Origin of the sequence: Mitsuokella sp. AF33-22, from assembly GCF_003475755.1 — a bacterium.
In the GTDB taxonomy this organism is placed as follows: Bacteria; Bacillota; Negativicutes; order Selenomonadales; family Selenomonadaceae; genus Mitsuokella.
On the sequence record NZ_QRQA01000018.1, the window covers coordinates 17,326 to 36,398 of the forward strand.

General features: G+C 58.2%; 15 protein-coding genes and 1 riboswitch. Of the genes, 5 read left to right on the top strand and 10 right to left on the bottom strand.

From position 1 onward, the window contains the following. Positions 1 to 224: 224 nt before the first annotated feature. The 3 genes from DWZ54_RS10775 to DWZ54_RS11825 all read right to left on the bottom strand — a co-directional run bounded on the left by DWZ54_RS10775 (position 225) and on the right by DWZ54_RS11825 (position 3,055). Complete coding sequence (locus DWZ54_RS10775; RefSeq protein ID WP_118476247.1) at positions 225 to 1,115, bottom strand: DMT family transporter; 891 nt, start codon at positions 1,113 to 1,115, stop codon at positions 225 to 227. A 142-nt stretch (positions 1,116 to 1,257) separates the two neighbouring features. Continuing rightward, positions 1,258 to 2,637, bottom strand: a complete 1,380-nt coding sequence (locus tag DWZ54_RS10780) for a GntP family permease (RefSeq protein ID WP_118476271.1) — start codon at positions 2,635 to 2,637, stop codon at positions 1,258 to 1,260. Between the two features lie 127 nt (positions 2,638 to 2,764). Beyond that, positions 2,765 to 3,055: a hypothetical protein gene (locus DWZ54_RS11825; RefSeq protein ID WP_147369916.1), complete on the bottom strand. Its 291-nt coding sequence runs from the start codon at positions 3,053 to 3,055 to the stop codon at positions 2,765 to 2,767. Further along, positions 3,041 to 3,219, bottom strand: a riboswitch (cobalamin riboswitch). (Overlaps the previous gene by 15 nt.) Before the next feature lie 198 nt (positions 3,220 to 3,417). Here DWZ54_RS11825 and DWZ54_RS10785 point away from each other — a divergent pair. Next, positions 3,418 to 4,650 carry an NAD(P)-dependent oxidoreductase gene (locus DWZ54_RS10785; protein ID WP_118476249.1) on the top strand — a complete coding sequence of 411 codons (1,233 nt, stop codon included), beginning with the start codon at positions 3,418 to 3,420 and terminating at the stop codon, positions 4,648 to 4,650. A gap of 106 nt (positions 4,651 to 4,756) precedes the next feature. Here DWZ54_RS10785 and DWZ54_RS10790 read toward each other — a convergent pair whose 3' ends face one another. Next, positions 4,757 to 5,329 (bottom strand): flavodoxin family protein, encoded by a 573-nt coding sequence (locus DWZ54_RS10790; protein ID WP_118476251.1) that lies wholly within the window; start codon positions 5,327 to 5,329, stop codon positions 4,757 to 4,759. Positions 5,330 to 5,487: 158 nt separating this feature from the next. Between DWZ54_RS10790 and thiT the strand changes: the two genes are divergently transcribed. Both thiT and DWZ54_RS10800 read left to right on the top strand, forming a co-directional pair. Then, complete coding sequence (gene thiT / locus DWZ54_RS10795) at positions 5,488 to 6,093, top strand: energy-coupled thiamine transporter ThiT (RefSeq protein WP_233541690.1); 606 nt, start codon at positions 5,488 to 5,490, stop codon at positions 6,091 to 6,093. A 48-nt stretch (positions 6,094 to 6,141) separates the two neighbouring features. After that, positions 6,142 to 7,335, top strand: a complete 1,194-nt coding sequence (locus tag DWZ54_RS10800; RefSeq protein WP_118476255.1) for an MFS transporter — start codon at positions 6,142 to 6,144, stop codon at positions 7,333 to 7,335. A gap of 8 nt (positions 7,336 to 7,343) precedes the next feature. Here the strand turns inward: DWZ54_RS10800 and holA are convergent, their stop codons facing one another. From holA to serA, 6 genes are all read right to left on the bottom strand, one after another. After that, complete coding sequence (holA, locus tag DWZ54_RS10805; RefSeq protein ID WP_118476257.1) at positions 7,344 to 8,396, bottom strand: DNA polymerase III subunit delta; 1,053 nt, start codon at positions 8,394 to 8,396, stop codon at positions 7,344 to 7,346. A 73-nt stretch (positions 8,397 to 8,469) separates the two neighbouring features. Further along, the gene (locus DWZ54_RS10810) at positions 8,470 to 11,046 is read right to left on the bottom strand and encodes a 3'-5' exonuclease (RefSeq protein ID WP_118476259.1); all 2,577 of its coding nucleotides are present in this window, start codon (positions 11,044 to 11,046) and stop codon (positions 8,470 to 8,472) included. Positions 11,047 to 11,065: 19 nt separating this feature from the next. Next, positions 11,066 to 13,537: a DNA internalization-related competence protein ComEC/Rec2 gene (locus DWZ54_RS10815; protein ID WP_118476273.1), complete on the bottom strand. Its 2,472-nt coding sequence runs from the start codon at positions 13,535 to 13,537 to the stop codon at positions 11,066 to 11,068. A gap of 34 nt (positions 13,538 to 13,571) precedes the next feature. Continuing rightward, a complete protein-coding gene (locus tag DWZ54_RS10820; protein WP_118015596.1) occupies positions 13,572 to 14,201 on the bottom strand; it encodes a ComEA family DNA-binding protein in 630 nt (209 codons plus the stop codon). A 177-nt stretch (positions 14,202 to 14,378) separates the two neighbouring features. Next, entirely contained in the window at positions 14,379 to 14,732 is a 354-nt protein-coding gene (locus DWZ54_RS10825; protein ID WP_118015597.1) for a hypothetical protein, read from the bottom strand. 221 nt (positions 14,733 to 14,953) lie between these two features. Beyond that, positions 14,954 to 16,546, bottom strand: coding sequence for a phosphoglycerate dehydrogenase (serA, locus tag DWZ54_RS10830; RefSeq protein ID WP_118476261.1), 1,593 nt, complete (start codon positions 16,544 to 16,546; stop codon positions 14,954 to 14,956). Between the two features lie 526 nt (positions 16,547 to 17,072). Between serA and serC the strand changes: the two genes are divergently transcribed. Next, on the top strand, positions 17,073 to 18,164 hold the full coding sequence (gene serC / locus DWZ54_RS10840) for a 3-phosphoserine/phosphohydroxythreonine transaminase (RefSeq protein WP_118476263.1): 1,092 nt from the start codon (positions 17,073 to 17,075) through the stop codon (positions 18,162 to 18,164). Between the two features lie 127 nt (positions 18,165 to 18,291). Then, the gene (locus DWZ54_RS10845; protein WP_118476265.1) at positions 18,292 to 19,050 is read left to right on the top strand and encodes a DeoR/GlpR family DNA-binding transcription regulator; all 759 of its coding nucleotides are present in this window, start codon (positions 18,292 to 18,294) and stop codon (positions 19,048 to 19,050) included. Positions 19,051 to 19,073: the final 23 nt, after the last annotated feature.

Below are 19,073 nucleotides of genomic sequence, written 5' to 3' on the forward strand. Positions count from 1 at the left end.
TTATAAAGAGCAGGGCTGACAGGGCAGCTCTGCTCTCGCGAATCATTTACTTTTCTTCATCGCATCTCAGTGAAAGAGAAGCACAGCCAGGCAGGCCAGGACAATCTTCAAGCTATCCAGCTTCACCTAAAAACACTTCCTTGTACGTTCTTCATTCCAAACGGACAAATGCATCGTCCGTAACAATTTGACAAGTACGATTATACAATGAAGCGGGAGATTTTTCAAGCAGAACGATGTGTCTTGGCGAGGACAGGTCCAAGCTGCGTGACAATCATGCCCGAAAGCATCAGCAGACAGCCGAGGACCTGCAGCGGCGACATCGTTTCGCCGAGGATCAGCCAGCTCGAAACGGCTCCGAACACGGCCTCAAAGCTCATGATGATGGCCGCCTGACTCGGCTCCGCGTACTTCTGTCCCACGATCTGCAGCGTGAAGGCCACGCCGGCCGACATGACGCCACCGTAGAAAATCGCAAACCAGGCATCGGTGAAGGCCGCTGGCGTCGCCGTTTCAAAACACAGGGCACAGATTACACTGCCCAGCGTGCAGACGCCAATCTGCGTCGTCGAGAGTTCAATGGGATCCACGAGACAGGCGAAACGGTCGATGAAGAGGATGTGCGCCGTCCAGAAGAGTGCGCTGATGAAGACCAGCATATCGCCGAAGCTCAGATCCATCGAGCCGTGGATGGAAAGGTAATAGAGCCCGGCCAGCGCCAGGATGGCGCCAATCCAGTTCTCGATGCGAATCCGGCTGCCGAGAAAGGCCGCACCAATCGGCACGAAGATGATGTAAAGCGCCGTGATGAACGCCGTCTTGCCAGCCGTCGTATAGAGCATGGCAACCTGCTGGAAAGACGTTGCCAGGAACATGATGCAGCCGGCCCCGAGCCCGGCTTTCCAGCCGGGATGATACGTGCCCGCGCGCCTGGCTGTCTGCCGCGGGCCGCGCCAGACAAACCACAGGCCGGCCAGAAACAGGAAGCCGAGCGCGTAGCGCGCCGCTGCGTACGAAAACGGCCCCAGGCCATCCATGCCCACCATCTGTGCTACAAACGTCGTACCCCAGATGAATGCTGCCAGCAGCAGCATGAAGTTGCCGCGTACATGCATGATACCGCCTCCTTGACAAAACCATTAAATAAACTATCAAAAACTGTATCTTTATTCTAACATGGATATGTCCGCTCAGCAAGGACGCATCCGTCAAAAAAAGACACGCAGGAACATTGCGCGTCTTCAATGGAAAGGCGGATCAGGCCAGGCCTGTCGCCATATAGAACAGGATACAGAGGAACGGCACGAAGAACTTGAGGCCCATGACAACGGCGATATCGTAATACGAGTCGTGATGGGTAAGCCCGCAGATGGCGAGCAGCGTCACAAGCGCGCCGCAGTGAGGAACCGGATCGATGCCAACAGAAGCAATGGCCGTGATGCGGTGCAGGACCTCCAGCGGGATGCCGGCTGCCTGCGCCATGGCCGCCCACTGATCGCCGAGCATCGAGAGCGCGATGGTCAGGCCGCCCGAAGCCGATCCCGTGATACCGGCCATGATGTTCGTCGTGATGACGGCCGAGAGCAGCGGGCCAAAGGAATCAGCAATGCCGATGAGCATCTGCGTGACCGGCACGAACCCCGGCAAGCTCGTGAGGACGCAGCCGAAAGCATAGCCGGAGGCCACGTTGAGGACAGCCGTAGCCGAAGAAACGGCCGCGTAATTGATTGGTGCGAGGAATCCGTCCATGACGATAAAGCGCTTGCGTCCGATGAACGCCGCCACAAAACTGCTGATGATGAGCGCGACGCTGATGGACCAGATAGCCGAAACCTTACCGACGTTCACTGCAATCAAGCTGAGCTTGAGCGGCAGGAACACCTCGAGCGCATCCTCTGCCCAATGGAATCCCCAGTCCCAATGGAACGGGTTCGACAGGATGATGTTGATGCCGATGACCATCGCGAGCGGCAGCAGCGCCCAGTACCACGGGATGCGGATCTTGGGTTTCGGCTTGATGCGGCTGCCCTCTACATGGCGGCCATAGCCTTCGCCCCTGGCCTTGAGCTGTTTCGCGCGGTGCGTGACCCAGCCCCAGCCGATGAGCAGGAACAGCAGCGAGGCAAACAAGCCGATGATTGGCGCCGACCAGGTGCTCGTCGAGAAATACGAGGACGGGATGATGTTCTGGATCTGCGGGGTACCCGGCAGGGAAACCATGGCAAAGGAAAAGATGCCGACCCAGAGCGTCGCGGGCAGCAGACGCTTCGGGATGTCCGCCTTGCGGAACACCACGGCGCCGAAGGGATACATGACGAAGGCGACAACGAAGACCGACAGGCCGCCGTACGTCAGCGCACCGCAGCCGAGCAGCACCGCGAGGACCGCGCGCTTCTCACCGAGCACCTCCACAATCTTGGCTGCCACGGAAGAAGCCAGGCCGCCCTTTTCCATCAGGCGGGCGAAGACCGCACCGAACAGGAAGATCGGGTAATACGTCTTGGTGTATTCGGCCAGGCGTGTCATGTACAGCTCACTGTAGACGGGCAGCACGCCAAAGACGCTGGCCAGTGCAGCCAGACCGGCAAAAAATGGTGCGATCAGGATGATGGACCAGCCGCGGTATGCGAAGTACATCAAGCCGATGAGCGCTGCTGCAATACACAATGCTTCTAACAGACAAATCGTCTCCTTTCCTTCCCTGCTCCACGCAGACATAAAAAAAGCCGCCGGATAACAGCTTCAGCCGGCAGCTCCGGGAGTATCATGATGCAATCCGGCACAGGACCGGATGACAACGGCTGAAAAAGATGGCGCTGACTACGGGAGCCAGCGCCACAGCGGCAAGTCTGCCGCCAAAAACAGAACTGAATGAAACTGTATGAGCAATGCTTTCTCCCTGCCAGAGGCGGGAAGAAAAACCTTTCGCCAAAAAAAGCCCTTCCTGCGCCGCGCGCGGGAAGAGCTTGCCTGTTCTGACATCCGGTATGCCCTGTCCAGGACATGCCGCAAAATCCCCATCCCCATCACTCGCAGGTCTAACGGTGATTGTCAATCAGGCAGTTCTCCTGGCTCCAGGTCATTGCTCCTCTGCGCCTTCCCAGGGTTTCCCCCAGTGACATATATACAGATTCACTCGCTGCTACAGTGGCGGGACCGCTCCGGACTATACCGGACTTCCCTATTAAGTCTTTCGACACCTGATCCAACCTTATGTAATTCGCGAGAATCAACTCACGACATTTATTATATTATTGTTTATTTTTATTGTCAATCTGTAAAATAAAAATTCACCGATAAAAGAATATTGAAAAAACATCCTAAACTTGTATCCACACGGACTTTCGGGTAAAATGGATAGATAAGGAAGAAACACGTCTATTTCAACAGTAAATCGAAGGAACAGGTGATTATCCGATGGCCATCCATGTCATCAATGAGGCACGCCGCTGTCTCCAGTGCAAGAAACCGTTATGCCGTCTCAAAGGCTGCCCGGCACAGACCAACATACCAGAGATGATCCGTCTCTTTCTCAACGGCAACATCAACGAAGCCGGCGAAATGCTCTTTGCCAACAACCCCATGAGCGTCGTCTGCTCGCTCGTCTGCGACCATGAGAAGCAGTGCGAGGGCAACTGCATCCAGGGACACAAGGGTGCTCCCGTCCAGATTTCCAGCATCGAGCACTACATCTCCGATATCTACCTCGACAAGGTCATCATGGAACACGAACCGCCCAAGGGCCAGAACATCGCTGTAATCGGTTCCGGTCCTGCCGGCATTACCGTCAGCGTCAAACTCGCCCAGCTCGGCTACGATGTCACGATCTTCGAGCGCAAGAGCAAGCTCGGCGGCATGATGCGCTACGGCATCCCTTCCTTCCGCCTGCCGCTTTCCATCCTCGACCGCTATCAGAAGAAACTCCTGGAGCTCGGCATCCACATCCGCCCCAATACGACGATTGGCGGCGTCCTCACGCTCGACACACTCTTCCGTGACGGCTACGACGCCGTCTTCATCGGCTCCGGTGTCTGGCGTGCGCGCGGCCTCGGCGTCAAGGGTGAAAGTCTCGGCTGCTGTCATTACGCTGTCGACTACCTGCAAAACCCGGATGTCTACAATCTCGGGGACCGCGTCGCCATCATCGGTTCCGGCAACTCCGCGATGGACGCAGCACGCACGGCCGTCCGCAAGGGCAGCCGCTACGTCACGGTCTACGCGCGCCGCAATGAAGTGCGCGCCAGCATCCGCGAATACGAATACGCACAGGCCGACGGCGTCGAATTCGAATTCAACAAGGGCGTCGACTCCATCACGCGCGAGGGCCCGATGTTGAAGGAACGCCACTTCGATGAAGAAGGCAAGCTCATCGGCGAAGATGAAGCCCAGCTCTACCCGGCCGACAGCACGATCATCGCCGTCAGCCAGGGTCCGAAGGACAAGATTGTGCGCTCGACGACGGGCCTTGAGGTCAACGAGCGCGGCCTCGTCGAGGTTGATGAGAACGGCGCCACGACGCGCGACGGCGTCTTCTCGGCAGGCGATGTCGTCCTCGGCCCCTGCAACGTCGTACAGGTCGTCAAGGATGCCAAGCATGTGGCAAACAGCATCGACGAATACCTGACGAAAAAGCGCGAAGCAGCAAAGTAAGGCCAGCAGAATAAATAAGCAAAAGAAAGCCTCCCATCCATGAAGCAATGGATGGAAGGCTTTCTTTCTGCTCAAAATTCCTGCTCCTTATATCCTTGTGGCAAGATTATCCATTTTTCTTTGCCAAAGCTGCGATTTTAGCGGCTTTCTTCGCCAGGAAGCGCTCACGCAAGACCATCTTGTGCTTCATGCGGTCGACAAGATCTTTGGCATCTGCGATGTCCTGAGCATCCGGATGCGTCGAGGCGAGCTTCCAGCGCTCCATGCTCTTGGCGCCGCCGTGCGGGTCGTCCGGACCGGCGTTCTTGCGCTTTTCAAGCATTGCGGGATTGATTTTGCCGCGGCAGCCGAAGGTGCCGAGAATCGTGCAGCCTGCTCCGAGGTTGTAGCCGGCGCGTGCAAAGCTCGTGATGGCGTGCTCACTCGTCGGTGCCGTGCCGTGTGTCTGGAAGAATACGACCTGGGCATCGTGGACTTTCGGCAGATACTTGAGCATCAGGGGATCCGGCTGTCCGAGGCGCAGCCAGTAGCCCAGCGCTACTACTTCATACCCGGAAAGATCTTCCGGCGCATCCTGTACGCGAAAGACATCGGCTTCTCCCGCCTGCTCTGCGATTGCCTCCGCAATCGTTCTCGTATTGCCCGTGACTGACGAATAAATGACTGCCCATTTTCCCATCGTGATTCCTCCTGCAGTAATGGCGGCACACAAACAGGCCACCCATTTTCTCTTATTGTCAGCTTATCACAGCCGCCTTGTGTTTCGCCGTAACCTTTGTTACAATGAAATCGTTCAAACGACAATGGTTGTTTAATGTTATAGAAAGAAGTGTTTTCATGTCTGAAATCCTGACACATCCCACTGCAGGTTTTGCCCTGCTCGGCGTGCTGCTGCTGATTCTCGGCGGACTTCATCTCCGTCACATCAAGCTGACGACGCGCACGATCATCAACATCGCCCTGATGCTGGCGCTGACCATCATCCTGCATCAGTTCCGCCTGTTCCATATGCCGCAGGGCGGCAGCGTGACGGCCGGCGCCATGGTGCCGCTGCTCCTCATTTCCTATCGCTACGGCCCCGGCATCGGCGCGCTCACAGGCTTCCTCTACGGTATGGTCAACATGATGCAGGATCCCTTCATCGTCCATCCCGTCCAGGTCCTGTTTGACTATCCGCTGCCCTATATGGCCATGGGCCTCGCAGGGCTCTGGCAGAAGCACCTCTATCTCGGCACGGCTCTGGCATTCGCTGGCCGCTTCGCCTGCCACTTTATCTCAGGCGTCGTGTTCTTCGCCTCCTATGCGCCGGAGGGCATGAATCCGGCGCTCTACTCACTGTTCTTCAATGCCAGCTACCTGCTGCCCGAATTCATCATCTGCTGCCTGCTGCTGAAGGTCCTGCCACTGCGGCGCATCCTTGCAGCCATGGCGGGAGAACGCTGATTTCCCGTTCTGCTCATCCGTTTCATTCACAAGCGAAAGGAAGCTTTCATGTATTCCACAACTGCCCCGGCCGCCCAGACGGGCGCGCCCAAGAAGGATGGCACCTGGCTTTTGAGCTGCGGCCATTTCCTCAATGACTTCTATTGCAATTTCCTGCCGATCCTGCTGCCCATCATCATGCCGCAGCTCGGCCTTTCCCTGACGCTCAGCGGCCTGCTCGTCATGGTGCTTAGCATCACGAGCAACATGCTGCAGCCGGTCTTCGGCTACGTCATGGACCGTCACAACCTCAGCCGCCTGCTGATTCCCGTGATCCCTTTTGGCGCCGTCTGCATCTGCTCCATCGGGCTCATTACGACGAAGGTCATGCTCTTTATCATCATCGCGCTGACCGGTCTTTCCGTATCCGCCTTCCATCCGCTCGGCTCGACGCTCGTGGCCAGGACAGCAGAGGCCGCGCGCCAGGGACGCTCGATGTCGTATTACATCGCAGGCGGCAATCTCGGCTACGCACTCGCGCCCATCATCATCGTCGCCTACCTCAACGCCTTTTCCATGAGCGACCTGCCGCTGCTCATGATCCCCGGCTTCTTGTTCGCACTCATCTGCCTGCGCAGCGGCCTCACGCATTTTTCCACGGTGACCGATCTTGCCAAAACCAAGACATTTCACCTGGGCGAGATCCTGCACAACGCGTCCATCCTGCGGCTCAATATCGCCATGGGCCTGCGCTGCATCACACATGTCTCGATGTCGACGTTCCTGCCGCTGCTGCTCGTGACGAGCGGCTATTCGGGACTCCTCTCGGGGTCCCTGCTGACCCTGTTCCTCGTGGGCTGCACGGTTGGCGGACTCACGGGCGGCTATCTCGGCGACCGCTTCGCACACAAGCGCATCATCATCGCTGCGCTCGCGCTTGCCATCTTCCCCACGGCTTATTTCTACCTGCATCCGGGCACAGAGCCATTGTCACTTATCGCGCTCTTCCTGTCGGGCGCCCTGCTGCTCGCCTCCCAGCCGAGTTCCCTCGTCTGGGCTCAGCGCGCCATGCCCGGCAGCGAAGGCATGGCCTCGGGCATGATGCTCGGCCTCTCCTTCGGGCTCGGCAGCTTCGGCACGGCACTCGTGGCTGCACTCGGCGACCAGATTGGACTTTCGAGCGCCCTGCTGCTTTCCTCGCTGACCCTGCCGCTGGCTGCCATCTGCGCGGTCTTCGCGCCCTTCCCGAAAGAAAAAGCGTAATGCCTTGCTCAGTCTGCCCGATTGCAGCAGAGTCCGATGACAGCTTCTTCAAGTACCTCTTCACCGGCCTGTCCCGTCTTGAGATAGTAATCGGCATCGATGAGCTGCAGCATGGCCTTCTTCAGGACGGCCTCCGGGAACTGCATGGCGGCGCGTCCGAGGCGCTCGGCGATGAACGGATTGAGTTCCAGTGGCTTTGCCAGTGCCTTGCCTCGCACGCCCTGCTGCTGCAGGATGCGGGCCTGCCAGAGCTGGCGCACATGACGCGTCAGGAGGCTCAGGATGACCGTGAAATAAATGCCGTCTGCCAGCTGGCGGTGCAGGATCAGCAGTGCTTTCTTCGCATCGCGCGCACTGATGGCATCGAGCAGCGCAAAGACGGACACCTCGGGAACGCCCGCGAACACTTCCACGAGCTCGGCCTTCGTAATGCGGCGGTCCCGGCTGAACATAGCCAGCTTGTCAAACTCCTTGTCGAGATACGACAGGGAAATCTGCTGCATCATGCTGACGGCACCCGAAAAATAGACATAGGCGTCGCGGTCGAGTTCCTTGTTGAGCGCCTGCAGCTTGCCCTGCAGCCATTCGTTGATGGTCCAGGGTCGCAGGGGCTCGGCCTCCAGCAGCTGACCGTTCTTTTCCACGAGCTTGGTCAGCTTGCGCCGCTTGTCCACATTGTAATTCACCACGAAGATGACATAGCTGTAAGGAGGCATGTCCGCCAGGACCTGCATGATGCCCGACAGTCGCTTGTCCCTGTCCTCCTTTTCCTTCCCTTCAGAGCCTTTTCTGCCGCTGCGAAACCATGGAACATCCTGCACGAGGATGACGTTCTGCGGTGCAAAAAACGGCGCCTGTTCAATACTGCCAGCCAAAACAGCCGGATCCACATCACCCTGGAATTTCTGCAAACCGTCCTGCCGTTCCTGCACCGTCTGGAACAGGCCGCCGAGCAGAGCTTCCAGGGCTTTTTCGATATAATAGTGTTCCTCTCCGGCCAGGAGGTAGATGTGGCGCAGGCCATCTTTTCTGAGACGCACCATGAATTCACCGTATTTCATCGCTGCATATTTTCCTTTCTCGTTATCCGTACAGCACATTCGCTAAAAAAATTATATCATACCAAACAAACACTCAGACATTCTGCACATCCTGACGCGGCAAAGCCCGCACGAAGCGGCTCATCTGACGCTCATGCCCGTACTGATGCTGGCACCAGGAGAGGAACAGCCGCTTGCGCGGGCGCGTGATGGCCACGTAAAAAAGGCGTGCTTCCTCCGCGAGCCTACCCGTGCGCTCGGCCTGCAGCCCCGGGAACGTGCCCTCCTGCAGCCCGGCCAGGAAGACGTAATCAAATTCCGTGCCCTTGGCCTGATGAACGGTGATGATGGGAATCTCCACCTTTTTCGAGCGCAAATCGAGATCCGTCGTCGTAAGGCTCGCCTCACTCAGGAAGCGCAGCAGTGCATCGAGCGGGCGCACCTCTTCATCGTCGGCATCGTGTGCGCGGCGGTAGAGCTCCCGCAGATTCTCGAGACGCGGCAGCTCACCGCGCTCACGGTAGTAAAGATCCATGCCCATTTCCACCACAATCTTGCCGATGAGCTGGTACGGGCGCAGCTCCCCAGAAGACCGGCGAAAGGTTTCCAGCTTGGCAGCCAGCGTATCGAACTTCTCCTGCCATCTGGCCATGTACCGCCGGCGATCCCATTCATGCGGCGCAATGGCCTTGTGCCAGGCATACAGAAGGATATCCGCCGTGGCCTCCACATCGGCCAGCGCATCGTGACTCGGCTTATGGGCCACACCGCAGTAATCGCTCAGAAAATCCAGCTTGTGATTCGGAAGGCCGGGATAAAAGCGCCGGAAGATATCGAGCGTATCGTAATAGCGGCGATAAGAAAGCGGCGGCAGCTGCAAACGGCTCAGATGGCTGCCGAGGATGCGGAGGTCATACGTCACATTGTGACCGACGATGACCGAGCCTTCGGCAAACGCGCAGAAATCCTTCAGCACATCCTCAGGCCGGCTTCCATGCTGCTGCAGCCACTCGTCTGAGATCCCGTGAACCGCCTCGCTTTCCCCGACGGAACGCGTCGGCAGCAGGAAGCGCTTGAACGTCTCTTTGACGGAACCGTCGCGCCCCAGGCGCAGGCCGGCAATCTCAATGATCTCGTCGCGTGTCACATCGACACCTGTGGCCTCAACATCAAAGACGACGACATTCTCCTCCGCCATAGCCCTGCCCAAAACGGCAAAAAAATCTCCCGTGCGGCGCGCATCCTCATCGAGGAAATCCGTCAGGCGCAGGCCGGCCTCGCGATAGCGCTGCGAGGAGATCTCCCGGATGGCGGCCGGGCCGATGCCGCGGCCGAAGCGGTTCAGCAGGCGCACAAAACTCGCGATATCATGCGGGTTCACGATGAGTTTCAGGAAAGCCAGCACATCCTTGACTTCCTGACGCCGGAAGAATTTCATCTCGTCGATGAGCATGAACGGCAGCCGTTCCCCGGGCGGCAGCTGACGCCCGAGACTAAGGAACTGTCCGGAAAGGGCCTTGTTGTACGAATTGCTGCGCGTCAAGATGCAAACCTTGTCGTATGCTTCGGAAGGCAGCTGCTGGATAGTATAGTAGATCCACTGGGCTTCGTCGGTAAAGTCCATGGCCCCCTTGAGCACAATGGCAGCCCCGTGTTCGCGGCTCACGGCCTCGAGTCCCTGCGGATAAAAGGCCGCCACGCGCTCGGGAAAGAGGTGCTGCAGCCAGGCAAAGGACGCATTGAGCAGGACCTGCGTGCTGCGGTAATTCTCGCGCAGGCTGATGCGCCGCGGATGCCAATTCTCTATGAAGCGGCGCAGCACCACCTCAGGATGCGAGCCTCGCCATTCGTAGATGGTCTGGAAGTAATCGCCGCAGAGCAGCAGCCTGCTGCTGCCGAAGATATGCGACAGGATATCGTATTCAAGCTCGCTCGTATCCTGCACTTCATCGATATGGATGTAGGCAAAGCGCCGGGTCCACTTGATGGCAATCGACGGCTGCTCCAGGAGGACCTTGGCCTGCACGATGAGATCCGTGAAATCGAGGCCGTGGACATCGTGCAGCCGCCGGTCGTAAGATGCCGTCCAGCAGGGCCCCTTTTCCTGCCAGGCATCGTAGAACGTTCGGTCAAACTGGTAGCGCCCATCGACGGCCAGGGCCTGCACCGTCTTCGGCTGCTCCCCGGTCAGGCGCCGCAGAGTCTGACGGTAGTCCTCTTCAGCATCATCCGTGTACAGCTCATAGCGCGCTCGCCACTCCTTGAGCTGGGAGGCCAGCTGCTGCAGAGCCCGCAGCGGATAATCCCCCGCGATGTCCCGCAGCAGGGCCTGACAGTCCGCCTCATCAAAGATCGTGAAATCAGCAAAGAGATCCGAGTGGCGCTTGGCTTCGGTCTTGATGATATCGTAACAGAAGCTGTGAAACGTCTTGATGAGGACGCGTGCCCCTGCATCGCCCGCCTGTTTTTTAATGCGTTCCTGCATCTCACGGCAGGCCTTGTTCGTGAACGTCAGGCAGAGGATCTCTTCCGGCATGGCCCGGTTCTCTGCCAGGATGTGCTCGATGCGGCAGGCCAGCGTATTCGTCTTGCCGGTGCCGGCCGGCGCCAGCATCAGGATATTGTGCTCGAGGTCTGCCGCGACCTGCTTCTGTTGTTCATTGAGTTCCATACCGGACCTCCTTTCTTCATCATGAAACCGGACCTGTCTGCTGATAAAGGACGGACTGCTCAAGTCTTGCCGTCAGGCTTTGTTCACGGTACGTCGAGATGCGCAGCCTGCGTCCATCTGTGGCAAAGACGACCGCACCGTCGCGGTCCGTCCGCAGGATTTTGACCTCATGCTGCTGCAGGCGTGCCACGACCTCCGCATGCGGATGGCCGAAACTGTTGTCGCGCCCGGCGCAGATGACACCATAAGCAGGGTGCGCCGCCTGCAGGAAAGCCTCTGAGGTGGAGGTCCGCGAACCGTGATGAGCAACCTTCAGCACGGTCGCCCGTACATCGGCACCGCACGCGAGGAGGCCGGCCTCGCCTTCTGCCGTCAAATCGCCCGTAATCAGGAAACTCGCATCGCCATAGCGCAGACGGTAGACATTCGAGGCTTCATTGCCGCGCTTATCTCCTTCCTCCGCGGCCTGAGGCGCATGCAGCACCTCGATTGTGAGCCCGTCTAGCTCAAAGCGCTGCCCGCGTGTCACCGGCTGCAGCCTGCTGAGCACGGGATCGTTATCCCCCAGACGCATGCTCCTAGCATAGGCGTCCCGCCCCTCGCCGGCCGTGTAGACAGCGCCGACGGGCAGGGCGTGCAGGATGGCCCCGCAGCCCTGCGCGTGATCTTCATGGGCGTGCGTCAGGAATACAGCCTCGAGGCGGCGCACGCCATAGTGACGCAGATAGGGCAGCGTGACGCGCTCGCCGATGTCGAAACTGCCCATGCGCTTGCCGCCGGCATCAAAGAGGACAGCCTTGCCCGAAGGCGTCATGACGAGTGCGGCATCGCCCTGCCCGGCATCGATGAAATGCACCGTAAGCTCCCTGGATGCCATACAATGACCGATTGCCAGGAAAGTGCCAAGCCCCAGCAGCAACAGGCCTGCTGCCAGGGACTCACGGCGTAGAAACGCCGCCAGCTGCCCCCGCCATTCAGCTGACAGGGCCGGCAAAAACAGGAGCAGATAAAAAAGCAGGACGGCCCAGAAGGGAAAGGCCGGGACCACCGCCACGCTGAAGGGCAGCGCAGCCAGCCAGCGCGTCATCTCAGAAGCAAGGCCCAGCAGCAAGCTGCAGCCGGCGAAAAGCATCCCGCCGGCAGTTGGCAGCAGCAGGGCTACGAGCCCGGACAACAGCCCCAGGAGAATCAGCACATCGAGCAGCGGTGTGACCACGAGATTGGCCAGCAGTGCCACGATGGACACGCGCTGGAAATACCAGGCCAGTACGGGCAGCGTCGCCAGCTGTGCAGCCAGCGTGATGGAAAGACCAAGCGAGATGGCCGCAGGTATCCTGCGTGCCCGCAGCCACCGGTGGAAAACAGGAGCCAGATACAAAAGCCCGGCTGTCGCCAGGAACGAGAGCTCGAAACTGATGTGGAAAAGCAGCAGCGGCGAATACAGCAGCATGGCCAGTCCCGTCAACAGGAGGATGTGACGGGAATCCCGCTCACGCCCCAGCGCCAGGGCCAGGAAAGTCAGTCCGCCCATGACCGCCGCACGCACGACGGGCGGCACAAAGCCAGCCAGAAGCGCATAAAAACCGATTGCCGTCGTGACGAGGACGGCGGAACACGCCATTGGCAGGCGCAGCAGCAGGCAGATGCCGGCAATGGCCGCAGCCACGAGGCTGATGTGAGACCCCGAAACGGACAGGATGTGGATGAGCCCCGTTATCGTAAACGATTCCACGAGCTCCGGGTCGAGCCCGTCATAACCGCCAAACAACAGGGCAAAGATGGCTGCTGCATCCTGCGGCGGCATGACCTGCTGCATCGCCTCGCGATAATGCTGCCGCACCCCGGCGGCAAGGCGCAGCAGAGGTGCAGACTCCTCGGCCTTGACCACGATCTTGTTCTTGCCGGTAAAGACATTGGCCGTGATGCCCTCCTCCCGGCGCAGCAGAGCCGTATCGATCTGCCCCGGATTCTGATAGCCGTGTATGAGCCGCAGTTCTCCGGCAGACTGCACGAGATCGCCGATGCGCGCCTCCGCCTCCTCACGCGTGGCTGTATGACCGTAAAGCACGACGCCGCCGGACGCCTGCTCCCACTCGCCACGGCCATGACGCACCCCTGTGACAGCGAGCGGATACGAGACGCGAAAGCCCGTCGCGTCCTGCACGGCCTTCATCTCGCCGGTCAGTCGCCCCGCTACGTTTACCGTCCTGCCGGCAAAGCGGGAAATATCATCCGCAGGCAGGATCACAGCCTGCTGCAGCCGCCCTGCACCGAGCAGGAAAAAAAGCAGCAAAAAGCAGGGCCAGGCAAGCGCCGTCTGCCGCCAGACGGCAAGAGCGGCCAGCAGCAGACTGCCGAGCAGGACCAGGAGCCAGAGGGTCCCCGTCCATCCCTGCAGTTCCGGCAGGAAGGCGAGTCCTGCCAGGATGCCGAGTGCCAGCGCTAAAAGCAGGGAAACAAAGAACCGTTCCGGATGTTGTCCATAACGCATAGCAGCCTCCGTATTGAAACGCAAGGAATGTTCCTCAAATGCAGACCTTATCCTTGAGCTTGGCAAATTTTGCCTCGCCGATGCCCTTCACCCGCTTCAGCTCTTCGATGGCCGTAAACGGGCCCTGTGTCTCACGGTACTCGATGATCCGCTTCGCCATGGCCGGGCCGATGCCAGGCAGTGTGTCGAGAAGCTTCTCGTCTGCCGTATTGATATTGACGAGTCCGGACGAAGCGGCTCCGCCCGCAGCGGCAGCCTTCGCCTGGGCAGCCCCCGGTGCAGCTCCCGAAGCGGCTCCTGAAACAGCCTGTGCCGCCAGCTGCTGACGTTCCGGCACCGTGATCTGCTGACCATCCTTCAGCACCTGCGCAAGATTGATGCTCTCACTGGCTGCCGTGGGCAGCAGGCCGCCGCAGGCCTCAACGGCTGCTGCGATGCGCGTTCCTTCAGGGACCGTCACAAGGCCCGGTTTTTGCACGGCCCCCGTCACATAGACGGTGACCTCCGCTGTCTCTGCCCTGCTGGCAGCGGGCGATGCCTGCTGCTCACCGGCCGCATCGAGCGGCACAGCCTGCTCCTGTGCATGCAGACCGTAAAAGATACCGCCGATCACAGCTGCTGCGAGCACCAGCAGCACCAGCATGGATTTCCGATACATCGGCACAAGATCGCCTCCTAACCGAAAAATCATCCCTTTCCATTTGCGTGTATACCACTACTATACCTTGACTGTCGATTTATCGCAAGATTATTTTATTTTTGTTATAGAAAGCGTCATTCCAGCCAACAAAAAAATCTCCCTCGCGGGAGATTTTCAAAGGTATGAATGTGTATCCGACCATCAGGCAGTTGCGAGGCGGAAAAAGTCCTCGACATAGCTCGTCCACCCTTGGTCGTAGATGTTTTCTTCGCCAATCTCATTCTGATAGAGTGCCAGGGCAATCATCATGAGCGAATCGGCCACATAGCCGTCGTCAGCCATGCCCATCTCGGCATAATTCTCATAAATCGGGATGACGATGCGTTTGAGCTGGGCAAAAGACATGTTGCTGATCACATCGTACATCGCTTCGCAGTACGCACGCGTATCCCGACGGTAAACCATGGGATTGCTCATGACGGAATCCTCGATTCCGCGAATCTTGCTGAGTGCAATCATTTTAATTTTTGTTACAAGCATATCTTTTGTATACATACGTCATTCCTCCATCCATGGATATATAGTAGCACATGTTTACATGTAAAGCAAGTTGTATGCATGTATACTTGTAACTATGTTTATTGAATTGCGCGATTTTTTATAACCTGTATACAAAATACGTACAGGCAGTCAAAAAGGGGACAGGCAGAAGAACGCTGCCTGTCCCCAAAATGATGGTTTCTTTCCAATAATATTACGCGCAATATCGTGCGGCGTCAGATGGCATAGAAATTGACGAGTTTGGCATCGAAGATCCCGTCGAGTGCCTTGACCGTCTCGAGGAGTGCGGGCGGGATATCGTTGTCGACCGTGAGCACCATGAGATTCTTGCCCTCTTCCTCTGTCGTGCCGACCTGCATGGCCGAGATATTGACGCCATTGCCGCCGAGCAGCGTACCGACCGTGCCGATGACGCCCGGGCGGTTGATATGCGGGCAGACGAGGATGCGAGCATGTGGATCGACATCGACGCGGAAATTGTTGATGCGGACGATGCGGCCCTTCTTGCCGAACAGCGTGCCCTGTACGGAAAGCTCGCGGCCGCCGGCCTGCACCGTGACCGTGATGAGATTCGTGAAGTTATCGGCCTCGGCTTCCTTCTCCTTGCGCTCGGAAACCTTGATGCCGCGTTCCTTGGCAAGGCCCGGTGCATTGACGTAATTGACCTCGTTCTCCATGACCGGATTCAGGATACCCTTGATGACGGCCGTCGTCAGGAGGCCCGTGTTGACTTCCGTGATCTCACCATTGTACGTGACTTCGACCTTCTCAATGGGGCCTTCCGCCAGGCCAACCACGGTACCGCCGAGGCGCTCTGCCAGCGTGAGATACGGCGCGATGACGCGCATGACCTGCGGGGAGACCGGCGCCATGTTGACGGCCGTCGCCACCGGCTCACCGTGAAGCGCAGCGATGATGCCCTTGGCCACATCAACTGAGACACCGATCTGTGCTTCAACCGTCGAAGCGCCGAGATGCGGTGTCAATACAATATTCGGAGCCGTGAGCAGCGGATTGCCCTTCTCAGCCGGCGGCTCACTCGTATAAACATCGATGGCCGCAGCCGTGACGATGCCCTGCTTGAGCGCCTCCGCGAGATCAGCCTCGTCGATGATACCGCCGCGTGCACAGTTGACGAGGCGCACGCCCTTCTTCATCTTCTTCATCTGATCCATGGCGATCATGCCCTTCGTGTCCTTCGTCAGCGGCATATGCACCGTGATGAAGTCCGCGTTCTCGATGACCGCATCGAACGTCGCGACTTTGACGCCGAGGGCCTGCGCACGCTCTTCATTAATATAAGGATCGTAGGCGATGACGTTCATGTCAAAGGCCATCGCGCGCTTGGCCACGCCGGAACCGATGCGGCCCATGCCGATGACACCGAGCGTCTTGCCACGCAGTTCGACACCGACGTATTTCTTGCGGTTCCACTCGCCCTTGTGCATCGTCTCATTGGCAATCGGGATGTTGCGGGACATGGAGAGCATCATGGCCATCGTGTGCTCCGTGGCAGCGATGGTGTTGCCGCCGGGGGAATTGATGACAATGATGCCCTTGGCCGTGGCGGCCGGGATATCGATATTGTCGACGCCGACGCCGGCACGGCCGATGATCTTGAGCTTCGTCGCACGGGCAATGACCTCAGCCGTTACCTTCGATGCCGAACGCACGATGAGTGCATCAAAATCCGGGATGATCTCCAGGAGCTCCTCTGCCGGCAGTTTATCCTTGACGACAACCTCAAACTCCTTCTGCAAAAGCTCAATGCCTTTCGGCGAAATACCATCTGCTGCTAAAACCTTCATCTTGCTCGCTCCTCTTTATCCTATTCCACAAACAGATCTTGCGCATTCTACGCTGCACGCGGCACCGCCTGGAACTGCGCCAACAAAAAAACGCTTCGTCCCGCAATTGGGACGAAACGCTCTGTTCCGTGGTGCCACCCAAGTGATGCCAGAGGCATCTCTCTCGGCGCGATATCGGGCGCAACCGTCTGACTTTCATCAGCCGCTCCAAGGCGGAACCTCCGGAATCCCTGCCAGCTCACACCAGCCGCTGGCTCTCTTTCAGGAATCACCCTTCGGCTTCCTCTTCCTCGCGTTGCCTATTTATGTGCATACGTGTATTATAAATCATCCACTTTCAGCCGTCAAGTGTGTTCTCACAAAAAACATGTTTAATTTTTCCGCTTGCTTTTCTTTTTTTTTCGCGTTAGAATATAACAAAACGCCGCGTGTCCACATCATACGGACATCTACTCGGACACAAGTAAAACAAGTCACATAACGGCATGCGTTTTTCATGTCACCAGTACAAACAGGAGGTTATCCCATGGAAGCAGATCGCGTTTACAATTTTAACCCCGGCCCGGCTACCCTGCCGCTCGAAGTCCTCAAGGAAGCACAGGCGGAATTCCTGAACTTCAACCACAGCGGCATGTCGATCCTCGAGATCAGCCATCGTGCCCCGCAGTACGCAGCCGTACACGAAAAGGCCAAACAGGACATCAAGGAGCTCATGGGGCTCGGCGACGATTACGAGGTCCTGTTCTGCCAGGGCGGTGCCAGCCAGCAATTCGCCATGATTCCGCTGAACTACGCCACGAAGGAACATCCGGGCACTTACGTCCTCTCCGGCAGCTTCGCCGAAAAGGCCTATAAAGAAGCAGAGCACCTCGGCATCGGCACGATCGCAGCTTCCAGCAAAGAAGGCGGCTACAAACACATCCCGACGCAGGAAGAGCTCAAAATCGATCCGCAGTCTGCCTACGTCCACCTCTGTTACAACAACACGATCTACGGCACGGAATATCACTACATCCCGGAGACAAACGGCGTGCCGCTCTTTGCCGACATGTCCTCGGACATGCTCTCGCGCCCGGTGGATTTCCACAAATTCGATTTCATCTATGCCGGCGTCCAGAAGAACCTTGGCCCAGCTGGTGTCGTGCTCGTTGTCGCCAAGAAGAGCCTGCTCGAGAAGAGCCCGGAGGCCCTGCCGACGATGTTCCGCTATGACACGTTCTACAAGAAGGACTCCCTCTATAACACGCCGCCGGCTTTCTGCATCTACATGGTCGGCAAGGTCGCTGCCTGGATCAAGGCACAGGGCGGCCTCGAAGAGATGGCACGCCGCAATGAGCGCAAGGCCAAGGTCGTCTACAATGCCATCGATAATTCCAACGGCTTCTACCGTGGCCATGCCGAGAAGGACAGCCGTTCCTTTATGAACGTCACGTTCCGTCTGCCGAGCGAAGAACTCGAGAAGAAATTCGTCGCCGAGGCGCTGACACACAAGCTCAGCGGCGTCAAGGGCCACCGCAGCGTCGGCGGCATGCGCGCCTCCATCTACAACGCGATGCCGTATGAGGGTGCCGTTGCCCTTGCCGAGTTCATGGATAAGTTCCGCAAGGAAAATGCCTGATCATCCTGGATTCATGCATCAAAAAGCCGTTGTCCCAGCATCATCATGCTGGGACAACGGCTTTTCCTGTCAGAGCAGCCGGCATGGTATAATAGAGACAGAACTACGGATGGAAAGGATGGGCCATATGGATTTATTCGCACGTCACAAGGAACTCTTGAATCTAATCAGCCAGAAAAAACGCATCACGGTCACCGAACTCTCCGAGGCGCTCGCCGTCTCAGAAGTCACGATCCGCAAGGATCTCAACCGCCTTGCACATCAGGGATACCTGCGGCGCGAACACGGCTATGCCGTCCTGCTCGAAAGCGCCGATGTCGCCAATCACCTGTCCTTCAACCACGAGCGCAAGGCTGCCATAGCCCGCCTGGCAGCTGCCTCCGTCTGCGACGGCGAAACCGTCATGATCGAATCGGGCGGCTGCTGCTCCCTGCTCGCCGAAGAGCTCGTCAAGACGCACCGACACATCACGATCATCACAAATTCCGCCTTCATCGCCGCTTATATCCGGCGTCAGAACGACGCTCACATCATCCTGCTCGGCGGCGAATACCAGCACGATTCCCAGGTCGTCGTCGGCCCCATGCTCCGGCGCTGCGTCGAAGGGCTCAAGGTCGACAAGATCTTCATCGGCACGGACGGGCGCGATGACACGGGCTTCATGACAAACGACGCGGCCCGCGCCAAAGCGACGCAGACCATGGCCGCCCACGCCCGAAACATCCTGATCCTGACGGAAGCGGCAAAGTTTCATCAAGAAGGCCGCATTCCGCTCGTATCATACGCAGACATCGCCATGATTTACACCGATGACGGACTTACAGCCAGCGAGCAGGAGGAAATGCGCGAACGAAACGTCCCGCTCACCCTGGCACACTGCCGCTGAACAGGGAATGCGCGGCAATCCGT